Origin of the sequence: Hyphobacterium marinum (genome assembly GCF_036330325.1) — a bacterium.
In the GTDB taxonomy this organism is placed as follows: Bacteria; Pseudomonadota; Alphaproteobacteria; order Caulobacterales; family Maricaulaceae; genus Hyphobacterium; species Hyphobacterium marinum.
Genome location: NZ_JAZDRO010000001.1, coordinates 765,167 through 790,833, shown reverse-complemented (window position 1 = coordinate 790,833; position 25,667 = coordinate 765,167). Strand labels below are relative to the sequence as shown.

The window sequence follows — 25,667 nt, the reverse complement described above, 5'->3', positions numbered from 1 at the left end:
CCATCAATCGCCCTGCAGGGCGACCTGACGTCCCTGGCCGTAGCGATAGACCTGGATGGTATCGTCCTCGAAATCGCGCACCTCGCGCTCCGACGGCTCATCGCGCCGCTGCGGCAAGGCCGCCAGACGTGGCCCGCCGGCCCCATCAGACAGGCTGCGCAACATCAGTGAAATGTCACCGCGCGCCACGGCCAGCGCGACGGCACGGGCCTGGTCCGGCGCGAGTTCCAGTGTCGCGGTCGAGCCGACCACCGCATCCTCGTCCTCGCCGCCAATGGCCTGGTCGATGGCCAGGACGCGGGCATTTTCCACGACCGTTTCGGCGACAAAGAAGCGGCGGCGCGAATTTCCCTCGGCTTCGGCTTCGAATGTCACGATCACATCGACGCGGTCATTGGGCAGGATGAATCCCCCCGCCCCTGTCTCGGCTGAAATCGGTACGGCGACCGCGCGCATGCCCGGGCCGAGCATGGCGGACATGAAGCTGGCATCGCCCGTCGCGATCAGACGATTGGGCGAAATCGGCTCGCCCTGGGCGATATCGGCACGCACGATCGCGCCAGCATAGGTTTCCGCCGCATCGGCATTGCGTGATTCGACGATGTGCGCGGGGCTCACCGCTTCCTCCGGCCAGGCCTGCCAGTAGAGATCGCTGGCCGCCACCCGGGACCCGGTGACCAGGTCATTCCGGGCCGACAGAACCCGGACGGTAGGCGCGACTTCCCTTTGTTCGACAACAGCTTGCGGCTGACTGCCCGACGATGACCGATAGACGAAATAGGCCGCGGCAATGGCCGCGACACCGGCGGCGACGAGTATTAAAATTCGGGCGGCGTTCATTGGCGCGAATCCCCTTGGCACGCACGTGTTCAAGCGGCAGGAGACGCGGAATTTCTCAAGGGCGCGTTAACACTGCGACCCGAATGCCGGGGAAGTCCTGTGAAATCCCAGACAGATAGCCTTCAGAGGCCAACAGTGGTTAACAACGCGCTGCCCGGCAGGGTCCAAAGTGCACCGGCTGCGAGCGCAATTCCGTAGGGAGCCGGTGCGCCTTCGGCGAGGGGCGTCCGTGCCACCCATCCCGCCGACAAACGCGTCGCGGGCACGATCCGGCGCAGCATCAGGAGCGTCACAGCGAGGGCACCGCCCATCAGTGCAGACTTTCCCAGGAAGATGACAGCGTCCGGCCAGCCAAACCACAGCGCGGCCGCGGCGATCAGCTTGGCATCGCCGCCACCGATCCAGCCTGGTGCATAAAGCGCCATCCCGAGAACCAGCGCGCCGACACCCACCGCGAGGTGAAGACCGAACTCGGCCCAGCCAATTCCCATGAGGGCCGCGGCCAGAGGAAAGACTAGCGCGACCGCGCCCGAGAGCCAGTTCGGGATGGTGAAGCTCATCGCATCCTTCAGGGCGGCGAGCGTCATCAGGAAGGCAAAGGCAAGAACCGGGATCATCGTGGCGGTCATGGATCACTCCAGCAAGGCATCGAACCGACTGTCTAGCCAAACAGGCTTAACGTCTGGTTGGCGCGCGCGGGAAAAGCGCACCGGAAACGGAAAAGGGCCGCCCGTTTCCGGGCGGCCCTTGTCGCGTAGACGAAAGTCTTGTCGTCGCGATTAGATCGCGTCGGCAACCGTCTGCATGTTGTCGCGAACGCCGGTACCCAGCGCCGTCACGGCACCGATGATGACAACGGCGATCAGGGCGGCAATCAGACCGTATTCGATCGCGGTCGCGCCAGACTCGTCTTTGAAGAAGCGTGAAACGAATTTCATGGGTTTACTCCCCGTGTTAGCTAGCCACACATCCACTCTTGGGAGTTCAAGTCAGTCCCGACCTCTCCCGAGCAACGTGAATAAAACACGGTGAGCGTTTCGATCCGGTAAAAAGCCATGCTTAATTATTGGTTTACAGGAAATGCCCGGTTTCCGGCCTGAGAATGGACCTATCTACACTATAGAGTCCGGTCCAGCGCATCCCACTCTCTTCGTTTAGAAAGTCTTCACGCGCAGGGCGTTTGCTGTGGCTCGTATTCTTGTACCGGAGACACGCCCATGCGCGCCCTCTTGCTCGCAGCTCTCATCGCCACCGCGGCCCCGGCTTGGGCTGACGACCGCTATGTCGATGTGGAGCATGCCGACGTGGTCCGGCTCCCGGCTCCCGCCGCGACCATCATTATCGGTAATCCGGCCATCGCCGACGCGGTCATCCATGACCGCTCGACCCTGATCGTCACCGGGAAGATGGCGGGCCGCACGAATATCATTGCGCTCGACCGGCGCGGCCGCGTGATCTTCGCAGACGATATTGTTGTCGGCTCGGCCCGGCGCGGCCAGGTCGTCGTCCAGCGCGGAATGAACCGCACGACCTATGCCTGCGGCCAGGGTTGTGACGCCGTGGCCGCCGTCGGCGACGACGCGGATACATTTGATCGGGTGACCAGCCAGCAGCAGACCCGTATCCAGCTTGCCCAGGACGCGGTGGCGGCGTCGGAAGGCAGCGATGCCCTGGCTGGCGGAAGCGACGAGTAACACCGCGTTCACCACGCCCTTTTACGCAGGTTTAAGTGCGATGCGTGCAATCTGTCCCGGACGGCAGAAGGGGCAGATCATGCGCAAGCATGGCTTCATCAAGAATTTCAGGCGAAACCGCCGCGGCTCGACCGCGGTGGAATTTGCGCTGATTGCCGGTCCCTTCTTCTTTTTCCTGATGGCGCTGATCGAAGTAGCGGCGGTCTTCTTCGCGTCGACCGTGATCGAGAATGCTGTTCTGGAATCGGCGCGCCTCATCCGCACCGGACAGCTTCAGAATGGCGGTGGCAACGCGGCCACTTTCCAGACCGAAGTCTGCAACCGGATTGCCGTTGTCGCCGATTGTGACCGCATGGCATTCGAAGTCGCCGTATTCGAGGATTTCGACGCAATCACGCCGACCGCGCCTCTCGATAGCGAGGGCAATATGAATGCCGGCAACATGGGTTTCGATCCTGGCGACGCCGGCGACATTGTCCTGGTTCGCGTCTATTACAGCTGGCCGCTCTTCCTGCCGAATTTCGCCGGCCAGCTCTCCAACATGTCGGACAACCGCCGCCTGATTACGGCTGCGACCGTGTTCCGCAACGAGCCTTTCAACGAATGATACCCGCGCTTCGATCCTTCCTGCGCCGGGCGTCCGGTGACCAGAGTGGCGTTTCGGCGGTCGAATTCGCCCTCATCGCGCCTGTCATGGTTCTGTTCTATCTCGGCATGATGGAAGTCAGCCTCGCGCTGTCCGTTGACCGCAAGGTGACCGCCGCAGCCAGCGCGCTGGCCGACCTGGTGGCCCAGGACGACGTCGTCACCGATGACGAGATGGAAAACATCCTCAATGCGGGTGCGGCCATCATCGCGCCCAACGACCCGGCGCGTTTCTCGGTCCGGATTACCAGCGTGTCGATGAATTTGACCGGGGATGTCGAAGTCGACTGGAGCGATGCGTCAGGCATGACACCCCTGGCTCCCGGCTCCGCCGTTGCCACGCCGGGCGGTATCCTGTTTCCGGGGCGGTCGGTGATCATGGTCGAGGTCAATTATCTTTACGACGCTCCCTTCGCCGAAATCGGCCTCGGGCAATATGATATCGACGAGACCTTCTACCTGCGTCCGCGCCAGTCGCTGGTGGTCAGCCGCGGTTAGCCGGCTTCCGCCTGTTGCAAGGCCGCCAAGCCGGCCTGCCCTGTATCGAAATGCCGGCTGCCACACTGTGAGACGGCAACGATTCCCATCGCCGCATTGGTGACGAAGAGCGCATCGGCATCGAGAAAGTCGTCCGGCGCATAATCGCCCTCTTCGACAGCCAGACCCGCCTCCCGCGCCAGGCCGAGGACCACCTCCCGCGTGACACCAGGCCGGATTGCGCAAGCCGTGGACGGCGTTCGCAACACGCCGCCACGCAGGGCGAAGACATTGGCGCAATCTGCGCCGGAAACCGCCCCTGAGCTCGTCAGCAGGAGTGCCATGCCGGCTCCGGCAGCGTCCGCTTCCCGTCGCGCCGCGGCGTTGTCGGCATAGCTGATTGTCTTGTGCCGCGCAGACAGGCTGTCTGGCGATCGACGCAGGGAGGAGAGATGCAGGACCAGGCTCTTCCGAGACGGGCTCCACGGGCTGCCGGTCAGCATGACCAGGCCGCTCGCGTCCGGTATGGGCGCCAGGCCGCGCGGTCCGGATCCGCGGGTGAGCGTCACCCGCATGATGTGGGACCCTGCAGCGGCCAGACGCCGTGATTCGGAAACGATATCCGACCAGTCCGGCATGGGCAGGTCCAGCGCTTCACAGGCCGCCGCCAGGCGGTCTGCATGCGCGTCGGATCGCCTGATCCCGCCCGCGCTCGCCCTGAAGGTTTCGAACACGCCGTCACCCAGCGCCAGCCCCCTGTCGTCAGGCGGGAGGTCGCCGGGACGGAAGTCCCGCCAGCGTCCGCGATCAAGGACGCGGACAGTCATGGCGCGAACGCCTGTCGCAGCGCCGAGGCCTTGGCCAGTGTCTCGTCATACTCGTCGGCGGGGTCCGAGCCGATCGTGATCGCCCCCCCGGACCGGATACCGGCTGTCCAGCTTTGCCCGTCCCGGTGCAGTGCAGCGGTTCGGATCATCACATTGAGGTCCATCGCCGCACCGCCCGCGCCGATCCACCCCAGGGTGCCGCAATAGGGTCCGCGCGCCTCGCCCTCCTCGGCAGCGATGATCTCCATGGCGCGGATTTTCGGCGCGCCGGTAATCGACCCCGGTGGAAAAGCGGCCGCGATGGCATCCAGGGCGTCGAGGCCGGGTCTGAGTTGCCCCGCGACGGTCGAGACAAGGTGATGGACATTGGCATACGGAACCGGTTCACACAGGACCGGGACGCGCACACTGCCGGCCTCGCAGACCCGTGCGAGATCATGGCGGACAAGATCGACAATCATCAGGTTTTCCGCCCGGTCCTTTGCGCTGCGGGACAGCGCCCCGGCTGCGGCGCGGTCGGCCTCAGGCGTGGACCCGCGCGGGCGCGTTCCCTTGATCGGACGTGAGACGAGCTGTCCATCGCGGAGCGTCAGGAAAGTCTCGGGCGAGTTCGTCATCACCACCCGATCCGCATCGAGCCGGAAATAGGCGCTGCGGGGCGCGGGACTGGCGGCGATGAGCCGGCGGAACGCCGCCCAAGGCGTATCGCCGGTGCCCAGGTCGACATCAAAGCCCTGCGAAAGGTTGGCCTGGTAGATGTCGCCCGCGCGGACATGGCCGATGATGCGATCACAGGAATCCAGGTATCGTTCGCGGCTCCAGCGGGCCGACCATGTCGCCGGACCGGGTGTCACGACAGGAGATGCGATACCTCCGGACAGCGCACCGGCCAGCGTACTGGCCGCATCGGGCCGCCCATAGACCGTGACCGTGCGGGCCGCCGGATCGAACTCGGCCCAGGCCGGATAAAGACCGAAGGCGGCATCCGGCCAACGGCTTCCCCCCGCGCGCGGCACCGCCTCGAACGCGCCGCCGCACTCATAGGCAAACAGACCGGCGGCCTCGCAGCCGGTAGCCAGGCTAGAGCGTATCTCTTGTGCAAACCGGTCAAAACCGCCGCGCGGGATGTCGGTCTCGATCCGCGCCTGCGGGAAGGCATAGATGCGGGACGGCTCGGCTCCGCCATGCAGCAGCAGTGAGAAGGGTTCGGATTCCAGGGCCGCAAATGCGGTCGCAGGGTCGATCCAGTCCAGGGTCAGCGCGCCTGAACGCGCCAGCTTGGTGGCCGCGTTCACGGGACCAGCAACCGCCTTTCGATCGCGTCGAGTTCGTCCTCGCTCAGGCCCAGCTCGTCGCGCATATAGGTGCGCGGGTCGCCGATCACGCCAAACGCCTGGTCGAGATAGTCCGCGTCCACACCGAGAAAGAGCCGCATTTCCGTATCCGGGATGCGGCGGCCGTAATTGGCCTCGATACCGGCGGCGACCTCGGGAACCACGCGGTCATAGTCCACCGCGATATTGGTCATCAGGTAATCGTCATTGATCGCGTCACGTCCGACGCCCACCAGGCTCTGCGCCAGCGCACAGAAAATCCCGGTCCGGTCCTTGCCCGCCGCACAATGGACGACAAAGCCTTGCGTCCCCACCTCGCCGAGCGCTCTCAGACCGGCGGCAAACACTTTCTTGTTGCCCGGATCGGTCGGCAGCCGGCGATAGGTCGACAGCATGAAGTCGCGGATTCCCGACAGGCTCAGATCGCCCTCGCGCAGAAAGGCGAGATGGGGCGGCTCCCTGTGCCCGGCGATATCGGACTCCAGCACATAAACGCCCGATTCCTCGGCCCAGTTCGACGGTTCGCGCTCGCGCTCCTGGGGGCGGCGCAAATCGGTGACATGGGTGATATTGAGGTCGGCCAACGCCTTGCGGTCCGCCTCGGTCGCCCGGCTGAAATGCCCCGAACGATACAGGCCCTCACGCAATTTCCGTCCGTCACGGCCCGAATAACCCCCGAAATGGCGGAAGTTGCGGATGCCTTCAAAGGGGATCACACGGCTCATGCTTGGCTTGCTACGATGACCGCCCCGCAAGGGCAAGCCAGTAAGGCGCATTGCGGCTATTCGCGGTTCTCCGAAGGCACGGGGTGACCTTTGCTGCGAAAACTGACGGTTCCTACCGGAAAGGCGGTTCGTCGAAGCTGCGCAGCTTGCGTGAATGCAGGGCCGAGGCGTCGTCGCGCTTGAGGATCTCGATTGTCTCGATCCCCGCCATCAGGTGTTCGCTGACCGAGCGCTGGTAGAACAAATTGGCCGCACCCGGCAGTTTCAGCTCGCCATGCAGCGGCTTGTCGGACACGCACAGCAGCGTCCCATAGGGCACGCGCAGGCGGAAACCATTCGCTGCGATAGTCGCAGATTCCATGTCGACCGCGATGGCGCGGGATTGATTGATCCGGCGCGCCTCGCCGGCATATCGCAGCTCCCAGTTCCGGTCGGCATAGGTCGCGACCGTTCCGGTCCTCAGGCGGCGTTTGAGCTCGTCTTTCTTCTCGCCCGTGACGGTGCGGACCGCGTCGGCGAGCGCGATCTGGATTTCGGCAATGGCCGGCACCGGAATTTCCAGTGGTAGGTCGCGGTCCAGGACACGGTCATAACGCAGGTAGGCGTGGGCGAGCACATAATCGCCCAGGCGCTGGGAATGCCGCAATCCGCCGCAATGACCGATCATCAGCCAGCATTGCGGGCGCAGTACCGCGAGGTGGTCGGTGATCGTCTTCGCGTTCGATGGACCAACGCCGATATTCACCAGCGTGATGCCGCGCCCGCCGGGAGCCTTGAGGTGATAGGCCGGCATCTGGAAGCGCCGCCAGGGCGCACCCTCGACCGCCGCACGCGGATTGGGGGTGTTGGCATCGACCGTCACGAACCCGGCCGCGGACAGCGATTCGTATTCGTTGTCTTCCTTCAGCTGGCGGATCGCCCAGGCCACGAAGGCGTCGACATAGCGGTGATAATTGGTGAAGAGGATGAATTGCTGCACGTCCTCGTACGGAGCGCCGGTATAGTGCCGCAGGCGCTGCAGCGAGTAGTCCACGCGCGGCGCATCAAAGAGCCCGAGCGGGCGTGGCTCGCCGGGGACCGGGCTGCGCTCGCCATTCGGGACCGCGTCATCGACACCGGCGAGATCGGCGTAAGGGAAATGCCGGACGAGATCGGCCGGAACAGCCGCGTCGAGGTCAATGTCCTCCGAGCCGTCGAGCACGTAGGAGAAGGCGATCTCCTCACGCGACGGGCCGGTCTCGATCGTGATCGGATACTGGCTGTCGAGAAGGGTCAGCTGCTCGAGCAGATAGTCACGGTAGAGCGCGGGCTGGGTGATCGCAGCGGTGTAGGTGCCGGGTTCGGAAAACTTGCCGAAGGCGCGGCTGACCGGCGGCGGTGACCCGTCTGTCTGGTAGTGAACCCGCAGTTCAGGATAGGCAAAGGCCCCGGCGGCGCGCGCCTTGGGGTCGGGCGAAACGCCGTCCTCGATATAGGCTTTCAGGGCATCGCGAAGGCGCTGGGCCGCCGCTTCGTAGAGCCGTTCCAGCCGGTCGACGGCATCGGATGGCGAGGCGGCAGTTTCAAATCTCACGTCCATCGCCTGCTTATTGCGACGGATTCGTTCCCGCGTCCAGAGAAGCTTTTGCGTCCCTGCCTATTCCGCCGGAAGCGAATTGGCCGCTTTCGACCGTGCCTTGTCGAAGCTCGCCCAGACACCGTCCGCCCCGTGCCAGTCGCCCTTCGTCGCACCCTTGGAGTATTCCGTCGCACGGGTTTCGAAGAAATTGGCATGCTCGACTCCGTTCAGGATCTCGGTCAGCCACGGCAGGGGGTGTTTCTTGGCCCCGTAAAGGGCAGGCAGCTCGAGCTGTTTCAGCCGCCAGTCCGCGATGTAGCGGATGTAGGACTTGATGTCCTCCGGCGTCATGCCTTCGACATCACCCATCTCGAAGGCAAGGTCGATGAACTTGTCTTCCAGGCTCACGACCGTGCGGCAATTTTCGACGATGTCGTCCTTGACCGATTGCGTCAGCGCACCGGTCTCGCGCGAGAATTCGTGGAACAGCTTGATCATGCCTTCGCAGTGCAGGCTCTCGTCGCGCACCGACCAGGAGACGATCTGGCCCATCCCCTTCATCTTGTTGAAGCGCGGGAAATTCATCAGCATCGCGAACGACGCGAACAGCTGCAGGCCCTCGGTGAAGGCCCCGAACATCGCCACCGTGCGCAGGATGTCGCCTTCCGTCTCGACGCCGAAACGCTGCATGTAGTCGTGCTTGTCGCGCATCGCCTCGTATTCCATGAAGGCCGAGAATTCATGGTCGGGCATGCCGATGGTTTCGAGCAGCAGCGCATAGGCGGCGATGTGGATGGTTTCCATGTTCGAAAACGCCGAGAGCATCATCTTGATCTCGGTCGGTTTGAACACGCGCGCATAGCGCTCCATGTAATTGTCATTCACTTCCACGTCGGACTGCGTGAAGAAGCGGAAAATCTGGGTCAGCAGGTTGCGTTCCTGGTCATTGAGCTTGGTCGCCCAGTCCTTGCAGTCCTCACCGAGCGGAACTTCTTCCGGCATCCAGTGGACCTGCTGCTGCTTCTTCCAGAACTCGTAAGCCCACGGATAGCGGAAGGGTTTGTAGGCGTGACTGGCGGTCAGAAGGCCGGTCTTTCCGGTATCGGACATGGGTGATTCCCCTGAAAGTTCGCTGTCTGTGGGCGGTGCGGGCTGGCCAACCGCCATTTACCACATATTGGGGTTAAACCCGGCTTAAGGTCCAGACCTTGTGTGTATCCGTGCCGGGTTTTCCCACAAGCTCGCGCAGCAATTTTGCCCTCGACAACATATAAAGACATGTTTATATCGTGATGTGCGCCGATTTGAGCTTCAGCTTGCGGGCGCGGAACAAGTGCGGCTAAAGCGAAGCGATGACGGGTGCCTGACTGGAGCCCGCCCCACTCTCCCCGGGGCGGACTCGACCGCCCGTCATGCGCGATGCCCGTCCCCGCAGGCCTTCGGCGCGTCTTGGTCCGTCCCGCTTTTTTCTGCCCGACGGAGACACCACCGCTATGTCTGCCAGCTCCACACTCCTTGATCCTGTCCGCCCGGCCCGGGCCGTTCCGTTGCGCGCCGTTCTGCTGGGCTGCGGCACGGTTGGTGGCGGTGTCGCCGCCGCCCTGCCCCAAGGCCTCTCCTTGAGCGGTGTTCTGACCCGGACCCGTCGCGACGGTGTCGGACCGAACACGCCGGTCTTTTCGCGCCTGCAAGACATCCAGGCCCTTCACCCCCACATCGTGATCGAGACTCTGCCCGGCGGCCCGCTCGCCGAGGCTGCACTGGACTGGGCGGTCGGAATTAGCGCCCATGTCGTCACCGCCAACAAGGCCGCCGTCGCGCGTCGTCCCGACCTCGTCCGCCGCGCACGCGCCCAGAATACCGCCTTTGCCTGTTCGGCGGCGGTGGGGGGCGGTGTCCCGGTTCTTGAATCCATCGAACGCCTGCAAGTCTCCGGTCACCCCCCGGCTTCGGTACGGGCCGTCCTTAATGGCACGTCGAATTTCGTCCTCGACCGGCTGGCAGACGGCGGATCGCTGGACGAGGCGGTACCCGCCGCGCAGCAGGCGGGGTTTGCCGAGGCGGACCCGTCTGCCGATCTCGACGGGCTCGATGCGGCGGCGAAGCTGGTCCTGATCGCCCGCACAGCCTGGGATGTGGACCTCGATCCGGATGCCATTCCGGTCCAGTCAATCCGTGACCTTCCCGCCGGTGCGGCCCTGCGCGCCGCCCAGGCGGGGGTACGCCTGCGCCAGGTCGCGCGGCTTGACCGGACCGATACCGGTCTCCATGCCAGCGTAACGCTCGAAGCGGTCCGTCTTGACGATCCGCTGGCCCGCGCCCGCAGGGAGGAGAATGTCGTGATCCTGACCAGCCCCTCGCGTCCGCCGCTCATCCTCTCGGGAAAAGGGGCCGGACGGGGACCGACATCCGCCAGCGTGCTTGGCGACGTCCGCCGCGTCCTGTCCGGGCACTGGCGATGACTGTACGGATTGAAGACCACGCTGTCAGTGTGGAGTTGACGGGCGGCACGCACGTCCAGGCGCTCGGACGCCTGCATGGCGAGACGACCCGGCCCGGCGTGGTCGTGCTGGGCGGCGTTTCGGCGGGCAAACATCTACTCGGTGATGCGGACAGACAAGGCTGGTGGCCCGGTGTCGCCGACCATGACGGTGCCTTGACCCCGAACCGCTTCGCCTTGCTCGGAGCCGATTTTCTCGGCGAGGAGGTCTCGCCCTTCCCGACGCTCGCCGACCAGGCCCGCGCCATCGTGGCCCTGGCGAATGCGGCCGGGCTCGATCGCTTTGCCGTGGTCGGCGCGTCCTATGGAGGAGCCATTGCGCTGGAACTCGCCAGCGCTTTTCCAGACCGGGTGACCAAGCTCGTCCTCATCGCGGCAGCAGGGCGGGTCCATCCGATGGCGCAGGCCTGGCGCTCGGTTCAGCGCGGCATCGTCCGAGCCGGTGTTGCGGCCGGTGACGAAGCCCGCGGCGTCGATCTCGCAAGACGTCTCGCCATGACCACCTATCGCACACCCGAGGAATTCGCCGAGCGCTTCCGGGACCCTGACCCGGCGAGCCGTGAAGCCCGGGGCATCGGGGCCTGGCTTGCCCATCACGGCGAGACCTATGCTGCGCGGACGAGCGCAAAACGCTTCCTCGCCCTCTCTCATTCCATGGACCAGGTGGAGATCGACTTCACGTGCATTACCGCCCCGGCCTGGCTCCTGGGCTTCGACAGTGACCAGCTCGTTCCGCCCTGTGATGTCGAATGGACCGCAAGCCAGCTTCCGGGCGCGGCACTCGAATTTCGTCCGAGTCTCTATGGCCATGATGGCTTCCTGAAGGAGGTCGATGCCGTGAATGCCTTCCTTGCCAGGGCTTTCGCATGAGCTGGTCGTCCGCGACACACCTCGCCCGGACCGGCATTAATTGCGACCCCGGCGGGGCGGTCACCGCGCCGGTTCACCTTACCTCGGCCTGGCGCAGGGAAGAGGCCGGTACCGCCGGTGCGTTCGACTATGCCCGCACCGCCAATCCCGGGCGGGCGCTTCTGGAAGAGGCAATCGCAAAGCTCGAAGGCGCTGCCGGAGCCTGCGTCACGGCCTCGGGCATGGCCGCGATCGACCTGCTCCTCAACGATCTGCCGGCCGGGTCGCGCATCGTCTGCGGACATGACGTCTATGGCGGCACACGGCGTTTGTTGGATGCCCGCGCGGAGGGCCGACGTTTCACCATCAATTATGTCGATCTGACAAACGTGGCAGCGGCGCAAGAAGCGCTCTCCCGGCCCGCCGCACTCGTCTTCATCGAGACACCGTCAAACCCGCGCCTGCGAATCACCGATATCGCCGCCGTCTGCGCGCTCACCCGCGAGGCCGGTGCCGTCAGCGTGGTCGACAATACCGTCCTCACAGGCGCGCAACAGAGACCGCTCGATCTCGGCGCTGATATCGTCGTGGGGTCAGCAACCAAACTCCTTAATGGTCATTCTGACATGGTGGGCGGCTTTGTCGCCGCGCGCGATGCAACACGGATGGAGCGTTTTGCCTGGTGGGTGAATGCGGCCGGAGTCGGTGGCGGCGCATTTGATGCCTTTCTGGCAACGCGGGGCCTGCGCACGCTGGCGCTGCGGGCAAAGGCACAAAGCGCATCAGCACTGGACCTCGCCATACGGCTCGACGCACATCCGTCGGTCACGCGCGTGGATTATCCCGGCCTAACCGCACACAAGGGTCATGCCCTCGCGGCTGAGCAGCAGTCGGGCTTCGGTCCTTTGATCAGTATGGAGTTGGTGGGTGGCTTGTGCCCGAACGCTTTCGTCCAGGATCTGGACCTCTTCACGCTCGCCCAGTCTCTGGGTGGCACGGAGAGCCTTGTCTCAATCCCGTCGCTGATGACCCACGCCGCGATGAGCCCTGCGGACCGCGCGCAGGCGGGTATCGCTGACGGGCTGGTCCGCCTGTCGGTCGGGCTGGAGGATGTCGAGGATCTGTGGCGCGACCTGTCAGACGCGCTGGAGAGAAGCTCTACCAGGTCCGCGTGAGCGAAACCGCCGCGAAGTCCTCGTGCTCATTAAAGCCCGAGGCACCAGCGGTGTATTTGGTTTCGCGGCGAACATAGGCGAGCGAGAGATCGACATCGCCCAAGCGCATGGCCACGCCGGCCTGAACATCACCAACGACGGTGTAGTTTTCGTAGGTCATCGCGTCAGTCAGGTCGAACCCTTGCGCCGGATCATAGAGCACCGCGCGGCGCTCGGCTCCGGCAAAGGCATACCAGGACGGACGGCCGTCACCGGCCTCGTCGAAATACTGACCGATGCGAACCTGCGCACCCGCACCAGCCGCCGAACCGTCGGGACCGAAGCTGACGCCGGCCCGCGGAATGAAGGCCAGGTCCAGCTCATCTCCAGCGCCCGGTGAGTCAAACCGCGCGACATAATCGACGGCAACGCTGGAGCGGCCTTCCTGTTCGGGTTGAATCACGACCGGGTCGCTGTCCGACCGTATCCGATAGAGCCTCCCGGCCAGCTGGTCGGAGCCTGGATTATAGACCCGCACCTCGATCGCCGAGGTATCATTGACCATGGCCCGGGAGACGCGCTCACCGGCAAAGGCGGAAATGGCCCCGGTTTCATGCCGCCGGCCGTCCATCGCGCTGATTGCCAGTTGTTCGGCCTCAGGCTGCGCGGTCGGCTGGGCCGGTGCGGAGTATTCGGACATCAGGGGAGCGAGAATGGCCTGGGACGGACTCCAGTTGGCGTCCATCGTCCAGCCCGGCGAGACCATTCCACCCAGCACACCGGCCATGGCGACCGTGCCCGCATAAACGTGGCGTCTCAACTTAAAACGGCGCATCCGCTAACTCCCCTGCAGCGTTGCGAATATAACCCTAGCACAGGTCATTCGGTTCCACACGCCGAAAAGAATTGCGTTCGCATTGCAGGGTTAGAAAAGCCTGAATCTGTCGCTTTTGAGTCACGGACAACCGCTAACTCATTGACAGGCAAGGCATTCTTCATAGTCGGTCGGGGCCGCCGCCGCCATCGACGCCTCGACGCCGGACTTTTCCGTCGCATTGGCAAAGCCCGCACGCTGAATGGACTTGGACCGGCAGTAATAGAGCGACTTCACGCCCTTCTCCCAAGCTGTCCAGTGCAGCATGTGGAGGTCCCACTTATCGACATCGCCCGGCAGGAAGATGTTGAGCGACTGCGACTGGCACACAAAGGGCGTGCGGTCTGCAGCATGTTCGATCACCCACCGCTGATCGATCTCGAACGCGGTCTTGAACAGCGCCTTCTCGTATTCATCGAGGCAGTCGAGGTGCTGGACCGAGCCTTCATGCTCGAGAATGGACGCCCAGGTTTCCGGCGTATCCTCGCCCTTGTCCGCCAGCAGCGCCTTCAACTGCGCATTCTTGACCGGGAAGGAGCCCGACAGCGTCTTGTGGACATAGTAATTGGCCGGGATCGGCTCGATGCCCGCCGAGGTTCCACCGCAGATGATCGAGATCGACGCCGTCGGCGCAATCGCCAGCTTGTGCGAGAAGCGGGCCTTCACGCCCGCCGCTTCCGCGTCCGGGCAAGCCCCGCGCTCTTCGGCTAGCCGGACTGATGCCGCATCGGCCTGGGTCCGGATATGCTTGAACATCTTCAGATTCCAGGACTTGGCCATCGCCGATTCAAACGGCGCGTTCTGGGCCTGCAGGAAGCTGTGGAAGCCCATCAGTCCGAGACCCACCGAGCGCTCACGCAGGGCGGAATAGACGGCGCGGTCCATTTCAGCCGGCGCGCGATCGATGAAGTCCTGAAGCACATTGTCGAGGAAACGGAAGATGTCCTCGATGAAAACCGGATCGTCCTTCCACTCGAGGAATTTCTCTGCGTTGAGCGAGGACAGGCAGCATACCGCCGTGCGGTCGCGGCCATTCGAATCGAGGCCCGTCGGCAGCATGATTTCCGAGCACAGGTTGGACTGGCGCACTTTCAGACCCAGCTTGCGCTGGTGCGCCGGGAGCGCATTGTTCACCGTGTCGGAGAAGATGACATAGGGCTCGCCGGTCTGCAGGCGCAGCTCCAGGATTTTCTGCCACAGCTTGCGCGCATTGATCGAGCGGACCGCCTCGCCCGATTTCGGTGATATCAGGTCGAATTCGGCATCATCGCGCACCGCTTCCATGAAGGCGTCGGTGATGTTGATGCCGTGGTGGAGATTGAGGCTCTTGCGGTTGAAGTCGCCCGACGCTTTCCGGATTTCGAGGAATTCCTCGATTTCCGGGTGGTGAATATCGAGATAGACTGCCGCCGATCCGCGCCGAAGCGAGCCCTGGGAAATCGCCAGCGTCAGCGAGTCCATCACCCGGATGAAGGGAATGATGCCGCTGGTCTGGCCGTTCTCGCCGATCTTCTCGCCGATGGACCGTACGCCGCCCCAATATGTGCCAATGCCGCCGCCATTGGACGCCAGCCAGACATTCTCGTTCCACGAACCGACGATGTCGTCGAGCGAATCACCGACAGAGTTGAGGAAGCAGGAAATCGGCAGGCCGCGCGATGCGCCACCATTCGACAGGACGGGCGTCGCCGGCATGAACCAGAGGTTCGACATGTAGTCATACAGGCGCTGCGCGTGTTCGGGATTGTCGGAATAGGCCGTGGACACGCGCGCGAACATGTCCTGGTAGGATTCACCAGGAAGCAGGTAGCGGTCGACGAGCGTCTTCTTGCCGAAATCGGTCAGGAGGTCGTCGCGGGACGGATCGGTCCGGACCTTCTCCACCAGTTTGAGATGACGGCCGGCAGGCGCTTTCGGCTTGCCACGGCGGGACCGTTCCGGAGCCGCACCAGACATGGATTCGACGGCGCTCGCAGCTGAATCGATAGGCGTCATGAACTCGTATCTCCCCCCGCGTCGCGGCACAGCATTCCTGTCGCGCGGGAAACGCACCCTCGCGCCGCGAACTCGGAAATCCCTTTATGATGTGTCTGCTGCCTCCAGCCGACCCAACATATAGTGCTTAAGGTCGCCGCGGGGGTCAACGCCCCTCAAGCGCAAAAACCGGATTTTTTGGTTAATGAATCCCTAATCGCCTGTCTGGCTTGATGATAAAAATTAAGCTCCGTGAACGGCGCGGAATCGGGACCGAGTCCAACAGCTACAGGTTCAGCAATTCTGGGTCGCCACCCTGGGCCGCGATATTCACTGTCACCACGCGCTCCGCCGCGAAACGGGCGAGGTAGTGGGGACCGCCGGCCTTGGGTCCGGTGCCGGACAGTCCCTCGCCGCCGAAGGGTTGCACCCCGACGACCGCACCGGTCATGTTCCGGTTCACATAGACATTGCCGGCCGGCACACAGCCCATCACCGCGCTCTGGAAGGCCGCGACCCGGGTGTGAATGCCGAGCGTCAGCCCATACCCCTTGTCGGCGAGTTGCTGCGCCATTTTCGCCATGTCTTTCCGCTTGTAGCGGATCACGTGGAGAATCGGCCCGAACTTCTCGCCGTCGAGCAGGTCCAGTGACGGCAGTTCGATCAGTGCCGGGCCGAAGAACGACCCCTGTTCGCGGTATTCGCCGGGGTCGACCTGCTTGATGACTTTCGCATGCTCGCGCATGCGCGCCATGTGCTGGTCGAGCGTCTCGCGCGCGGCAACATCGATGATCGGGCCAACATCGGTAAAGGCATCCGCCGGGTCGCCGAGCGCCAGCTCGTCCATCGCGCCGGATATGCCCTCGATAAAGTCATCGGCCGTATCCTCGGGCAGAAACAGGACCCGCAGCGCCGAACAGCGCTGCCCGGCCGAGCCGAAGGCCGACAGAATTGCATCGTCGATCACCTGCTCCTTGAGTGCGGAGGTATCAACGAACATCCCGTTCATGCCGCCGGTTTCGGCGATCAGGACCGGGATCGCGCCATTGGTTGCCGCAAGCGAGCGGTTGATCCGCCGCGCGGTTTCGGTCGAGCCGGTAAAGGCGGCCCCGGCCACCCGGTCATCCGAGGTCAGCATCGACCCCACGCTCGAACCTGGTCCGGTCAGGAGATGCAGCACATCGACCGGCAGCCCGGCCTTGAAGAAGAGCTGGACGGTTTCAAAGGCGATGAGCGAGGTCTGTTCTGCCGGCTTGGCAAGGACGGTATTGCCCGCGGCCAAAGCGGCTGCGACTTGGCCGGTAAAGATCGCCAGCGGGAAATTCCACGGGCTGACGCAGACGAAGACGCCGCGGCCGTGCATGCCGAGATGGTTGGTCTCGCCCGCCGGTCCGGGCAACCGGTCCATGGTGGCGAATTTCGCCTCCGCTTCGGCGGCATAGTAACGGCAGAAATCGACCGCCTCGCGCACCTCGGCGACGCCGTCATTGAGCGTCTTGCCCGCCTCGCGCGCCATCAGCGCGATCAGCCGGTCGGTGTTGTCCTCGAGGATGTCGGCCATGGCGCGCAGGATTTCGGCGCGCGCCGGGCCGCCGCGCCGGTCCCAGTCCTTCTGGGCGGCTTTCGCTGCGGCATAGGCCTCGTCGATCATGGCGGCGTCCGCTTCGACCACCGTGCCGATGACGCGGTCATGGCGGGCCGGGTCGAGCACGTCGGTCAAGGGGCCGGAGCGCGCTTTGCCGGAGATGATCGGACCGGCGGCGATTCGTGTGCCGGTGTCGAATGCGGCGACGGCCTGTTTCAACCGTTCCCGCACACTGGTCTGGGACAAATCCACACCGGCGGCATTGCGGCGGCGGTCACCATAGAGTTTCGGCGGCGGCGCGATGAACGGATGCCGGTCAATCGTGTCCGCCCCGTCAAACGGCCCGCGCGCCACGTCCTGGGGCGGCACGTCGTCATCAAGAAACGAGTGAACAAACGACGTATTCGCCCCGTTCTCCAGGAGGCGGCGCACCAGGTAGGGCAGAAGGTCCTCATGGCTGCCGACAGGCGCATAGACGCGGACCGGACCCGCCTCGAAAGCCTCGTCCGCTGCCGCATACAGCGGCTCGCCCATGCCGTGCAGGCGCTGGAACTCGTAAGTCGTCACACCCGCCTCGGCCGCGATATGGCGCACGGCGGCGAGCGAGTGGGCGTTGTGGGTCGCAAACTGGGAATAGATGGTATCCGGGGCCGACAGCATCAGCCGGGCACAGGCGAGATAATTGAGATCGGTCGCGGGCTTGGTCGACCAGACCGGGAAGTCCGGCCAGCCCTGTTGCTGGGCGAACTTGATCTCGGTGTCCCAGTACGCGCCCTTCACCAGGCGCACGAAGAAACGCCGCCCGGTCGCCTGCCCCAGATCGATAAGGCCGCGCAGAACCGCCGAACACCGTTTCTGATAGGCCTGCACGGCCAGACCCAGCCCGTTCCAGCCTTCCAGCTCGGGTTCGCGGGCCAGCCGGTCGAGCAGTTTCAGCGAAAGGATGAGCCGGTCCGATTCCTCGGCGTCGAGGCACAGGCCGATATCGGCGGCCTTTGCGGCTTTGGCCTGTTCGAGAACCTTTGGATAAAGCTCGGCGAAAATCCGCGATTCCTTGACCGCATGATAGCGCGGGTGAAGGGCTGACAGCTTCACCGAGACCGAATCAACGGCCTCGATCGGACCGTCGCCGCGCTGGCGGCCCACTTCCGCGATCGCATCCATATAACGCTTGTGATAGCGCGCCGCGTCCGCGGCGGTACGGGCCCCCTCGCCGAGCATATCAAAGGAGAAGAGCGCGCCTTTCGTCTTGCGGCCGCGCTTGATGGCTTCCTTGATCGTCCGCCCGAGGACGAATTGTTCACCCAGTATCCGCATCGCCTGCATGACGGCGGCGCGGATGACCGGCTCGCCGAGACGATGGGCCAGCTTGCGGAAATATTCGCCAGGGTCCTTCCGTGCCGCGCCTTCGACATCGACCAGCGAGCCCGTCAGCATCAGGCCGAGCGTCGAGGCATTGACCAGCCAGCTTTCCGACCGGCCCATATGGTCATTCCAGTCGCCGGAGGAGATTTTCTCGGCGATCAGCTGGTCGGCGGTGTCGGCATCCGGTACGCGAAGCAGGGCTTCAGCCAGGCACATCAGCGCCAGGCCTTCCTTGTTCGACAGGCCGAATTCCTGGAGGAAGGATTCCATCAAGCCGCGCTTGCGCTTGGACTGGCGCGCCCGGACCACGAGATCGACGGCGGCGTCACGGATCGTGTCGCGGGCCGCACTGTCCAGCCCCGTCAGGTCGGCAAGTGCCCGGGCCGCTTCGGTCTCATTCGCGAACTTGCCCGAATCGAGCGCATCCCAGTTCACCACTGACCCTGCCGTCTCGGACATGCCCAACGCTCCTTCGTGAAATGGGGGGCGGCTCGATGTAAAACGCGGCGGAGAATGGTGTGCGAAATCACCGCGCGCAAGGCCTCCTGCACCGGGATGCTTCGCGCCGCAAGCCAAATGGTCTATTCAGGCGGCATGACAGAGAACACGACCCCCGAATCCGCCGCGCCGGAAAGCGATTCCGCCGAGGCCGAGGACCGCCCCCAGCGCATCATGCTGGTCACCGACGCCTGGGAACCCCAGGTCAATGGCGTGGTGCGCACGCTGTCGCGAACGGTCGAGGAATGCCGGGCGATGGGCCATGATGTCGAGGTCATCCATCCCGGTCTCGGCTACAAGACCTGGCCATTGCCGACCTATCCCGAAATCCAGCTCGCCATGGGGGCCAAGAAGGATATCGAGGAGCGCTTCAAGGCCTTTGAACCCGAAGCCATTCATATCTCGACCGAGGGCACTCTGGGTCTCGCGGCCCGCAAGGTGTGCCTCGACTGGAAGCTACCCTTCTCGACCAGCTACCACACCAAGTTTCCCGAATACGTGAACGCACGCTTCCCCTTCATTCCGCTCGCGGCGGGCTATGCCTTCATGCGCTGGTTCCACAATGCGGGCGGGCGCTTGATGGTGGCGACGCCCTCCATGCGCGACGACCTCGCCAAACGCGGCTTTAAAAACATCACCGCCTGGGCTCGCGGGGTGGATACCGAGCTTTTCCATCCGTCCCGGCGCAGCATTGATGGCGGCCTGTTCAAGGATCTGCCCGGTCCGGTCTTCCTCTATGTCGGCCGGGTCGCGGTGGAAAAGAATATCGAGGCTTTCCTCGAACTGGACCTGCCCGGCTCGAAAGTCGTGGTCGGGCCCGGACCGCAGCTCGAAGAGCTGAAGAAGAAATATCCGGACGTGCACTTCCTCGGCTCGAAATCGGGCGAAGACCTCGCCCGCCACTTTGCCGATGCCGATGTCTTCGTCTTCCCCAGCCTTACCGACACGTTCGGCCTGGTGATCCTCGAAGCCATGGCCTGCGGTACACCGGTCGCGGGCTTCCTGGCACCGGGACCGAAAGACCTCATTCCGGGAACCGGAGCCGGCTGGGCCAGCGACGATCTGAAGGAAGCCTGCCTGAAATCGCTGGAGATGGACCGCGAGCGTTGCCGCGAATATGCCGAAGGCTTCTCCTGGCGGTCCTGCGCAGAAGAGTTCGTGCGCAATCTCAAACCCCAGCCCAAGCCGGAACGCCGGCGCATCTGGCGGCGCATTCGCCGCCTCGGCCGCCCGGAAAAGAAGCCGCTGTTTTAGGGGTTGAGGGGGCCAGGATGCCCCCACCCCTACGCTCCCCCAGAGGGGGAGGGAGTTTAGCGCTTTTACCTCCCTCCCCTTGAGGGGAGGGCCGGGGTGGGGTGGAAATAAAGGCGCGAGTACTTTGTCTTAGTGCTCCGGTGCACCATCCATCGGGGTCAGGCTGCGGGCACGTTCGGCGATTTCCATGCGCCGGGCTTCCGGGGCCGGGATGAGGCCGCGATCGGCCAGATAGCCGAATTCGCCCCAGGCATCTTCGGACGTCAGCTCGGTGACATAGGCCTCGATACCGGGCGTCACGCCGACATTCTGGTTCTTCACATAGACGAAGAGCGAGCGCGAAATCGGGTAATTGCCCGACGCAATCTCGTCGAACTCAGGCATCACGCCATCAACGCGGCCGCCCTGGATGCGGTCGGAATTCTGCGCCAGGAAGGAATAGCCGAACACGCCAAAAGCGGTCGGCGTATTGACCAGCGTCTGGACGATGGCGTTGTCGTTCTCGCCGGCATCGATCCAGGCCCCGTCCTCGCGGATGCGTGCGGCATGCTCGTCGCTGATTTCGCAACCGGTGGCTTCGGCAACCAGTTCGGCACCGGCTTCCATGCCCAGCTCGACAAAGGCATCGCGTGTGCCCGAGGTCGGCGGCGGGCCGAACACCTCGATGCGTTCGGACGGGAGTGTCGGATCAATGTCCGACCAGCTCTCATACGGGTTCTCGACCATGGCGCAGTCCTCGCCCGGCACGTGCGCAGCAAGCGCGAGCCAGATCTGGTCGCGGGAGATGTCGAGTTCCGGGCCGGTCATCGTGTTGGCAAAGACAATGCCGTCGAACCCGATCGGGATTTCGGTGATCTCGGTCACGCCATTGGCCTGGCACTGATTGTACTCGCTAGCCCGCATGCGGCGCGAGGCCCCCGTGATGTCGGGGTGCGCGGTACCCGCGCCATTGCAGAACAGGCGCATGCCGCCGCCCGTGCCGGTCGATTCGACGACCGGCGTCGCGAAACTGGTGCGCGCGCCGAAGCTTTCCGCCGTTGCCGTCGTGAAGGGGAAAACGGTCGAGGATCCGACGATGCGGATCGGACGGTCGACCAGATTGGCATTGGCATCGGCCGGAGCATCGGACGACAGGTCCGCGCCGGTGTCGTTGCCGGTGTCGGTGTTCGTCGCAACCTCGGCCGTGTCAGAGCAGGCCGCGAGGGCGAGCGCGAAAAGCGAAAGTCCCAGATACTGTTTCATGATCATGGCGTCCCTTGGTTGATCCGTGTGCGTTGATAGATCCGCTGGCCCACCGCATACGCCCGGCGGGCCCTCTCTGCGTGTGAATTTTTTATTACCAGTCGAATTGCAGGCGGGCCTGGATGCCGTCGAAATCACCCGCACCGAAACGGGCCCCCGCGCCATCAGCCTCGGCATGGACGAGGTTGAGCATGACCCGGGCATGATCGGTGGCATACCAGTTCAGCCCCAGCGTGGTGGTGGTCTGCTCGCCGCCCGGCCCGGCATCCAGCTGATCGAAGCGCGCCGCGATCTCGAATGCGCCCTGGCCGCCTTCGGTCACCGGATCAAGCACATCGGTCCGGCCAAAGGCACCGCTTGAGACGCTGTAATTTCGCTGTTCGCCCGTGATGAACCAGCCTGCACTCGCCGACCAGGACGTGAAGTCACCGCCTTCATCGGCATCTTCCCGGCCGACTTCGAGCAAGGCATGGAAACGCCGGTCGATATAGGCGGCTTCCAGACCGGCGAGCGTCGAGTTGTTCGCCGCCGGGCGGGCGTCGACATAGCGGTCCGCCAGGTGAACGCCAGGGCGCGCCCGGACCCGCAGCGTCTCGTTGCCGTCACCGCCCTCGTTGAAGGCGCGGACATGCGCACCAAGATGCAGGATACGCGTTTCAGTCCGGATCGGTACGAAGGTCGCGCGCGCCGCGAGGACCGTTCCATCCGACATGTCAAACCCGGTCGCGCCCGAACCGACGCTGCCCGCGAACGCCCCTGCGGCGAGCGAATAGTTGGAGCCGCTGCGTGACACCTGCACCCCCAGGCGGCGGCCATAGCGGAAGGCGTCATTGGCCTGCTGGCGTTCCATGAAGGTGGTGAACCGGCCGGACGTCAGGTGTTCGATCGAGTTGGGCGTCTTGAAATGCCCGGCGCGGATCGTGAAACCGTCGCCCGACCAGCTGACATTGACATCCTTCAGCGTCAGGCGGTTCCCTGCGAAATCAACTTCCGCCACATAGCGGAATTCATCCCAGCCGCCCTGCACGCCAAGCCGGGCTGTCCGCACTTCCATGTCCGATGTGTCACGGTTCCGGCCCGGGAAGCTCTCGTCGACCTGGGCGAAGTCGAGAAAGATCCGGCCGCGCGGCTCCATGGTGAAATCATCCGCAGCCGCCGGGGCAGCCATCACAAGAGCAGTGAAAATCGGAGCGGAAAGCGTAGGCAGGCGAAACATGGCAAGCGTCCGTATGGCGGTCGCCCCCGGCCCCGTGTGACAGTCACACGACGGAATGACGACGGTTCGGACGCGCCGATATGACGCTTCGGCGGCACCCCTGTGACGCTTTCGCAAAGCTTTTGTGAATGTGACAGATCGCCGAAGCTTTTGTGACGGCGCTTTCCCGTTCCCTGTACCTAGATCAGGCGCTTTCTCAGCACCTGGCTCAACGCATCGACCAGCGTCACCGCAATGATGATGATGCCGATGATCACCGCCGTCTTGCCGTACTGGAAGGAGCGGATGTTCTCGATCAGCACCTGGCCGATACCGCCCGCGCCGATAAGGCCGAGAATCGTCGCCGAACGCGTGTTCGACTCGAAGCGGTAAAGCGCAAACGACGCCCACAGCGGAATCACCTGCGGGATGACAGCCCAAGTCACTTCGTTGAGCGGACCGGCCCCGGTGGCGCGTACGCCCTCGACCGGGCCCTCTTCAATGGATTCCACCGCTTCGGAGAACAGCTTGCCCAGCACACCTGCCGTATGGAAGGCCAGCGCGAGCACACCGGCGAACGGCCCGAGACCCACCGCCGCGACGAAGACCGCCGCAACGACGAGTTCGTTGATCGCTCTGAGCCCGTCCATCACCCAGCGAACCGGAACCCGGATCCAGTTCGGCGCGATGTTCGATGCACCGAGCAGTCCCAGCGGGATCGCCAGAATGACGGCGAAGAATGTCCCCCACAGGGCGATCTGGATCGTCACCACGATCTGATGGAGATAGAGCTGCCAGTCGGTGAAATCAGGCCGCGCGAAACCGGCGAGGTATTCGCCCATCCGGCCGGCATTTTCCGCCAGCAGCGGGATCTTGAACACTTCTGCGGGCCAGAAACTCCAGACCAGCAGACCGAAGAAACCGCCCCAGATCGCCGCATCGATGATGCGGTCGGACATCAGGCGCGCGGGCGAATGTTTCGGCGGCATCGAGCCGAAGAACATCACCGCAAACAGGAGCAGGCCGGCACCGAGACCGATGAAGCCGCGCGTCCACTGGCCGGTCTCCGCGCGCCGGTCGATGCGGGCAGCCTGCACATTGCGGGGCTGATCCTGCAGGAAAGTATCGACGAGTTCGGAGACCTGGGCCTGATCGCCCTCGGGGTCCGCGACCATGCGGGCGCGCGCCTGTTCGATATCGGTCGAGAGCTGCGCCATCGCGACGACGCGTTCCCGCGTCTCGAGTTCGTCGAGCTCGGCATTGACCTCCCCGACCCGGAGCGCGCGCTCCTCCTCGGTCAGGTCGGGGTCGGACTGGGCCGCCGCGAGGTCGCGGATCAGCTCCAGCCGCGTGATCGGCAGGAAATGGTCATTGGTCGCCGGCAGGAAACCGCCCATTTCCAGTTCGCGCAGGACGGATTGTTCATGGGCACGCTGTTCGGCGTCGCCGCGCCAGCCATAGGTCAGGAAGAATTCCATGATGGCGCGCTTGGATTCCGGTGACAGGTCCAGACGCCACATGATCGGGTCGGTCTGGATCAGCGGCGAACGCCAGACCGTGCGGACGCGTTCGAGAACGTCCGGCCGCGTGCGCTGAAGGCGTTCAATATTCGTGGTGTTATTCGTCGCCGCGTCGAGCTGGCGGTTGGCGACGGCCAGAAGGTTCTGCTCGTGACTGGCGTTGGTGACCTGGTTGAAACAGGTCTGCGGATCAATGCCGCGCGCCGCGAAGATGTAGGCTTGGGGGACCAGCGTCCCCGATGTCGAGAGCGGATCGCCGAGACCGAAATTGACGCTCTGGTCGCAGGCGAGCAGGTCCTCGAGCGACTGGATCGGCGAATCGTCCGGCACGATGATGATCGATCGGTAGCCAAGTTGGCCGTCCGGATAGATGAATTTCGCGAACACTTCGGCATTGGCGCGGCGTGAGGCTTCCAGCCCCGAGGCATTGGTCAGCCAGGCAATCTGCACCTGGTCGGCGCGCATGGCCTCGATGACACCGGCATAATCGCTCGCCGAACGCAGCTGGATGTCATAGCCGGTGTCCCGGCGCATGTCCTCGACGAAGGGCTCCCACAGGGCGAGCACGTTTTCCGATTGCTCGGTGGCGACCACGCCGAACACGATCTCGTCGCCGGGCTGCTGGGCCGGCGCGGCGGTGGCAAAGGTCAGGGCGGCCGCGATCGCGGCAAACAGGCGCGCGATCATGATGTGGCTCCTTCCTCGTCCAGAACGCCGATATATTCGTCGCCATAAATCTCGATGAGACGGGTTCGGGTCAGTCCGCTGGTCGGTCCGTCATAGATGACATGCCCGTCTTTCAACGCGACGGCCCGCTCGCAGTATTTAAGCGCATAGTCGACCTGGTGGAGCGTCACCACGACCGTGATGCCGTCCTGGCTGTTGAGCTCGGACAGAAGCTGCATGACGTTGCGCGCCGAGACCGGGTCGAGCGATGCAATCGGCTCGTCGGCGAAAATGGCCTGAGCACCCTGGACCATGGCCCGGGCAATCGCGCCGCGCTGCTGCTGGCCGCCGGACAGATCAGACGCCCGCTTGCCGGCATGTTCGATCACGCCGACACGCTCGAGCGCCTCCATCGCCTTCTTGCGATCCTCGGTCGAGAATCGCCCCAGCGCGCCTTTCCAGCCGGGCATGCGCCCGAGCGCGCCGAGGAGCACATTGGCGTAAAGCGAGATACGTTTGACCAGGTTGAACTGCTGGAAGATGAAACCGACCTGCGAGCGCGCCCGGCGCACGCCGCGCGACAGCTTGCCCGCTTCCTGAACCCGGTCACCGAAAATCCGGATCGGCCCAGACGAGGTATCGGCAACGACCAGCCCGCTGGCCGCGCGGAGCAAGGTCGATTTACCGGAGCCGGATGGCCCGATAAGGGCAACCATTTCGCCCCGCTCCACCGAGAGCGACACGTTGGAAATCGCGCGCATCGGTCCGTAAGTCTTCGTCGCGTCGTGTATTTCGAGCGCCGGAATGGCTTCGGTCATCTTCAGTCAGGCCCTGCTGATCGTCCCCGCTGTGTTCTGGCCTAGCCGTGCAACGGTTTTGTGACAAGCGTCC

22 protein-coding genes are annotated in these 25,667 nt (G+C 64.1%); 7 read left to right on the top strand and 15 right to left on the bottom strand.

Going from position 1 to position 25,667, the window contains the following annotated elements:
* Window positions 1-3: 3 nt before the first annotated feature.
* The 3 genes from cpaB to V0U35_RS03775 all read right to left on the bottom strand — a co-directional run bounded on the left by cpaB (window position 4) and on the right by V0U35_RS03775 (window position 1,778).
* Window positions 4-840, bottom strand: a complete 837-nt coding sequence (gene cpaB, locus V0U35_RS03785) for a Flp pilus assembly protein CpaB (protein ID WP_330195323.1) — start codon at window positions 838-840, stop codon at window positions 4-6.
* Window positions 841-962: 122 nt separating this feature from the next.
* Window positions 963-1,469, bottom strand: a complete 507-nt coding sequence (locus tag V0U35_RS03780; protein WP_330195322.1) for an A24 family peptidase — start codon at window positions 1,467-1,469, stop codon at window positions 963-965.
* Window positions 1,470-1,619: 150 nt separating this feature from the next.
* The gene (locus tag V0U35_RS03775) at window positions 1,620-1,778 is read right to left on the bottom strand and encodes a Flp family type IVb pilin (protein WP_330195321.1); all 159 of its coding nucleotides are present in this window, start codon (window positions 1,776-1,778) and stop codon (window positions 1,620-1,622) included.
* Between the two features lie 279 nt (window positions 1,779-2,057).
* Between V0U35_RS03775 and V0U35_RS03770 the strand changes: the two genes are divergently transcribed.
* From V0U35_RS03770 to V0U35_RS03760, 3 genes are all read left to right on the top strand, one after another.
* Window positions 2,058-2,534 (top strand): pilus assembly protein N-terminal domain-containing protein, encoded by a 477-nt coding sequence (locus V0U35_RS03770; protein ID WP_330195320.1) that lies wholly within the window; start codon window positions 2,058-2,060, stop codon window positions 2,532-2,534.
* A 79-nt stretch (window positions 2,535-2,613) separates the two neighbouring features.
* On the top strand, window positions 2,614-3,141 hold the full coding sequence (locus V0U35_RS03765) for a TadE/TadG family type IV pilus assembly protein (RefSeq protein WP_330195319.1): 528 nt from the start codon (window positions 2,614-2,616) through the stop codon (window positions 3,139-3,141).
* Window positions 3,138-3,677 (top strand): TadE/TadG family type IV pilus assembly protein, encoded by a 540-nt coding sequence (locus V0U35_RS03760; RefSeq protein WP_330195318.1) that lies wholly within the window; start codon window positions 3,138-3,140, stop codon window positions 3,675-3,677. The genes V0U35_RS03765 and V0U35_RS03760 overlap by 4 nt, the downstream gene beginning before the upstream one ends.
* Here the strand turns inward: V0U35_RS03760 and V0U35_RS03755 are convergent.
* The 5 genes from V0U35_RS03755 to V0U35_RS03735 all read right to left on the bottom strand — a co-directional run bounded on the left by V0U35_RS03755 (window position 3,674) and on the right by V0U35_RS03735 (window position 9,210).
* Window positions 3,674-4,483, bottom strand: a complete 810-nt coding sequence (locus tag V0U35_RS03755) for an aminotransferase class IV (RefSeq protein ID WP_330195317.1) — start codon at window positions 4,481-4,483, stop codon at window positions 3,674-3,676. The two genes, V0U35_RS03760 and V0U35_RS03755, sit on opposite strands and share 4 nt — an antisense overlap.
* Window positions 4,480-5,778 carry an anthranilate synthase component I family protein gene (locus tag V0U35_RS03750; protein ID WP_330195316.1) on the bottom strand — a complete coding sequence of 433 codons (1,299 nt, stop codon included), beginning with the start codon at window positions 5,776-5,778 and terminating at the stop codon, window positions 4,480-4,482. Before V0U35_RS03750 ends, V0U35_RS03755 begins: the two co-directional genes overlap by 4 nt.
* Complete coding sequence (locus V0U35_RS03745; protein ID WP_330195315.1) at window positions 5,775-6,542, bottom strand: tyrosine-protein phosphatase; 768 nt, start codon at window positions 6,540-6,542, stop codon at window positions 5,775-5,777. The genes V0U35_RS03750 and V0U35_RS03745 overlap by 4 nt, the downstream gene beginning before the upstream one ends.
* Before the next feature lie 112 nt (window positions 6,543-6,654).
* Window positions 6,655-8,115, bottom strand: a complete 1,461-nt coding sequence (locus V0U35_RS03740) for an AMP nucleosidase (protein ID WP_373696348.1) — start codon at window positions 8,113-8,115, stop codon at window positions 6,655-6,657.
* Between the two features lie 63 nt (window positions 8,116-8,178).
* The gene (locus V0U35_RS03735) at window positions 8,179-9,210 is read right to left on the bottom strand and encodes a ribonucleotide-diphosphate reductase subunit beta (protein WP_330195313.1); all 1,032 of its coding nucleotides are present in this window, start codon (window positions 9,208-9,210) and stop codon (window positions 8,179-8,181) included.
* Between the two features lie 383 nt (window positions 9,211-9,593).
* Between V0U35_RS03735 and V0U35_RS03730 the strand changes: the two genes are divergently transcribed.
* Genes V0U35_RS03730 through V0U35_RS03720 form a run of 3 tightly spaced genes read left to right on the top strand, consistent with a single transcriptional unit; the run spans window position 9,594 to window position 12,624 of the window.
* On the top strand, window positions 9,594-10,562 hold the full coding sequence (locus V0U35_RS03730; protein WP_330195312.1) for a homoserine dehydrogenase: 969 nt from the start codon (window positions 9,594-9,596) through the stop codon (window positions 10,560-10,562).
* The gene (locus tag V0U35_RS03725; RefSeq protein ID WP_330195311.1) at window positions 10,559-11,470 is read left to right on the top strand and encodes an alpha/beta fold hydrolase; all 912 of its coding nucleotides are present in this window, start codon (window positions 10,559-10,561) and stop codon (window positions 11,468-11,470) included. Before V0U35_RS03730 ends, V0U35_RS03725 begins: the two co-directional genes overlap by 4 nt.
* Window positions 11,467-12,624: a trans-sulfuration enzyme family protein gene (locus tag V0U35_RS03720; protein ID WP_330195310.1), complete on the top strand. Its 1,158-nt coding sequence runs from the start codon at window positions 11,467-11,469 to the stop codon at window positions 12,622-12,624. Before V0U35_RS03725 ends, V0U35_RS03720 begins: the two co-directional genes overlap by 4 nt.
* Here the strand turns inward: V0U35_RS03720 and V0U35_RS03715 are convergent.
* The 3 genes from V0U35_RS03715 to putA all read right to left on the bottom strand — a co-directional run bounded on the left by V0U35_RS03715 (window position 12,608) and on the right by putA (window position 18,860).
* Window positions 12,608-13,438 (bottom strand): lipid A-modifier LpxR family protein, encoded by an 831-nt coding sequence (locus tag V0U35_RS03715; protein WP_330195309.1) that lies wholly within the window; start codon window positions 13,436-13,438, stop codon window positions 12,608-12,610. The genes V0U35_RS03720 and V0U35_RS03715 overlap by 17 nt on opposite strands.
* Before the next feature lie 138 nt (window positions 13,439-13,576).
* Window positions 13,577-15,472 carry a ribonucleoside-diphosphate reductase subunit alpha gene (locus V0U35_RS03710; protein ID WP_330195308.1) on the bottom strand — a complete coding sequence of 632 codons (1,896 nt, stop codon included), beginning with the start codon at window positions 15,470-15,472 and terminating at the stop codon, window positions 13,577-13,579.
* A 265-nt stretch (window positions 15,473-15,737) separates the two neighbouring features.
* Window positions 15,738-18,860, bottom strand: coding sequence for a bifunctional proline dehydrogenase/L-glutamate gamma-semialdehyde dehydrogenase PutA (gene putA, locus V0U35_RS03705; protein WP_330195307.1), 3,123 nt, complete (start codon window positions 18,858-18,860; stop codon window positions 15,738-15,740).
* A gap of 213 nt (window positions 18,861-19,073) precedes the next feature.
* Between putA and V0U35_RS03700 the strand changes: the two genes are divergently transcribed.
* Window positions 19,074-20,153, top strand: a complete 1,080-nt coding sequence (locus V0U35_RS03700; RefSeq protein WP_373696367.1) for a glycosyltransferase family 4 protein — start codon at window positions 19,074-19,076, stop codon at window positions 20,151-20,153.
* Window positions 20,154-20,282: 129 nt separating this feature from the next.
* Here the strand turns inward: V0U35_RS03700 and V0U35_RS03695 are convergent, their stop codons facing one another.
* The 4 genes from V0U35_RS03695 to phnC all read right to left on the bottom strand — a co-directional run bounded on the left by V0U35_RS03695 (window position 20,283) and on the right by phnC (window position 25,594).
* Window positions 20,283-21,395, bottom strand: coding sequence for a substrate-binding domain-containing protein (locus V0U35_RS03695; protein WP_330195305.1), 1,113 nt, complete (start codon window positions 21,393-21,395; stop codon window positions 20,283-20,285).
* Between the two features lie 94 nt (window positions 21,396-21,489).
* On the bottom strand, window positions 21,490-22,611 hold the full coding sequence (locus V0U35_RS03690; protein WP_330195304.1) for an OprO/OprP family phosphate-selective porin: 1,122 nt from the start codon (window positions 22,609-22,611) through the stop codon (window positions 21,490-21,492).
* 179 nt (window positions 22,612-22,790) lie between these two features.
* Window positions 22,791-24,797 (bottom strand): phosphonate ABC transporter, permease protein PhnE, encoded by a 2,007-nt coding sequence (gene phnE, locus V0U35_RS03685; protein WP_330195303.1) that lies wholly within the window; start codon window positions 24,795-24,797, stop codon window positions 22,791-22,793.
* On the bottom strand, window positions 24,794-25,594 hold the full coding sequence (gene phnC / locus V0U35_RS03680; RefSeq protein WP_330195302.1) for a phosphonate ABC transporter ATP-binding protein: 801 nt from the start codon (window positions 25,592-25,594) through the stop codon (window positions 24,794-24,796). The genes phnE and phnC overlap by 4 nt, the downstream gene beginning before the upstream one ends.
* Window positions 25,595-25,667: the final 73 nt, after the last annotated feature.

Excerpts from the sequence above, each read along its gene's own strand:
- V0U35_RS03720 (WP_330195310.1), top strand. The coding sequence starts at position 11,467 with ATGAGCTGGTCGTCCGCGACACACCTCGCCCGGACCGGCATTAATTGC.
- V0U35_RS03745 (WP_330195315.1), bottom strand. The coding sequence starts at position 6,542 with ATGAGCCGTGTGATCCCCTTTGAAGGCATCCGCAACTTCCGCCATTTC.
- phnC (WP_330195302.1), bottom strand. The coding sequence starts at position 25,594 with ATGACCGAAGCCATTCCGGCGCTCGAAATACACGACGCGACGAAGACT.
- V0U35_RS03760 (WP_330195318.1), top strand. The coding sequence starts at position 3,138 with ATGATACCCGCGCTTCGATCCTTCCTGCGCCGGGCGTCCGGTGACCAG.
- V0U35_RS03780 (WP_330195322.1), bottom strand. The coding sequence starts at position 1,469 with ATGACCGCCACGATGATCCCGGTTCTTGCCTTTGCCTTCCTGATGACG.
- phnE (WP_330195303.1), bottom strand. The coding sequence starts at position 24,797 with ATGATCGCGCGCCTGTTTGCCGCGATCGCGGCCGCCCTGACCTTTGCC.
- V0U35_RS03735 (WP_330195313.1), bottom strand. The coding sequence starts at position 9,210 with ATGTCCGATACCGGAAAGACCGGCCTTCTGACCGCCAGTCACGCCTAC.
- V0U35_RS03690 (WP_330195304.1), bottom strand. The coding sequence starts at position 22,611 with ATGTTTCGCCTGCCTACGCTTTCCGCTCCGATTTTCACTGCTCTTGTG.
- V0U35_RS03715 (WP_330195309.1), bottom strand. The coding sequence starts at position 13,438 with ATGCGCCGTTTTAAGTTGAGACGCCACGTTTATGCGGGCACGGTCGCC.
- cpaB (WP_330195323.1), bottom strand. The coding sequence starts at position 840 with ATGAACGCCGCCCGAATTTTAATACTCGTCGCCGCCGGTGTCGCGGCC.
- V0U35_RS03775 (WP_330195321.1), bottom strand. The coding sequence starts at position 1,778 with ATGAAATTCGTTTCACGCTTCTTCAAAGACGAGTCTGGCGCGACCGCG.
- V0U35_RS03700 (WP_373696367.1), top strand. The coding sequence starts at position 19,074 with ATGCTGGTCACCGACGCCTGGGAACCCCAGGTCAATGGCGTGGTGCGC.
- V0U35_RS03755 (WP_330195317.1), bottom strand. The coding sequence starts at position 4,483 with ATGACTGTCCGCGTCCTTGATCGCGGACGCTGGCGGGACTTCCGTCCC.
- V0U35_RS03725 (WP_330195311.1), top strand. The coding sequence starts at position 10,559 with ATGACTGTACGGATTGAAGACCACGCTGTCAGTGTGGAGTTGACGGGC.
- putA (WP_330195307.1), bottom strand. The coding sequence starts at position 18,860 with ATGTCCGAGACGGCAGGGTCAGTGGTGAACTGGGATGCGCTCGATTCG.
- V0U35_RS03730 (WP_330195312.1), top strand. The coding sequence starts at position 9,594 with ATGTCTGCCAGCTCCACACTCCTTGATCCTGTCCGCCCGGCCCGGGCC.
- V0U35_RS03765 (WP_330195319.1), top strand. The coding sequence starts at position 2,614 with ATGCGCAAGCATGGCTTCATCAAGAATTTCAGGCGAAACCGCCGCGGC.
- V0U35_RS03770 (WP_330195320.1), top strand. The coding sequence starts at position 2,058 with ATGCGCGCCCTCTTGCTCGCAGCTCTCATCGCCACCGCGGCCCCGGCT.
- V0U35_RS03695 (WP_330195305.1), bottom strand. The coding sequence starts at position 21,395 with ATGAAACAGTATCTGGGACTTTCGCTTTTCGCGCTCGCCCTCGCGGCC.
- V0U35_RS03710 (WP_330195308.1), bottom strand. The coding sequence starts at position 15,472 with ATGACGCCTATCGATTCAGCTGCGAGCGCCGTCGAATCCATGTCTGGT.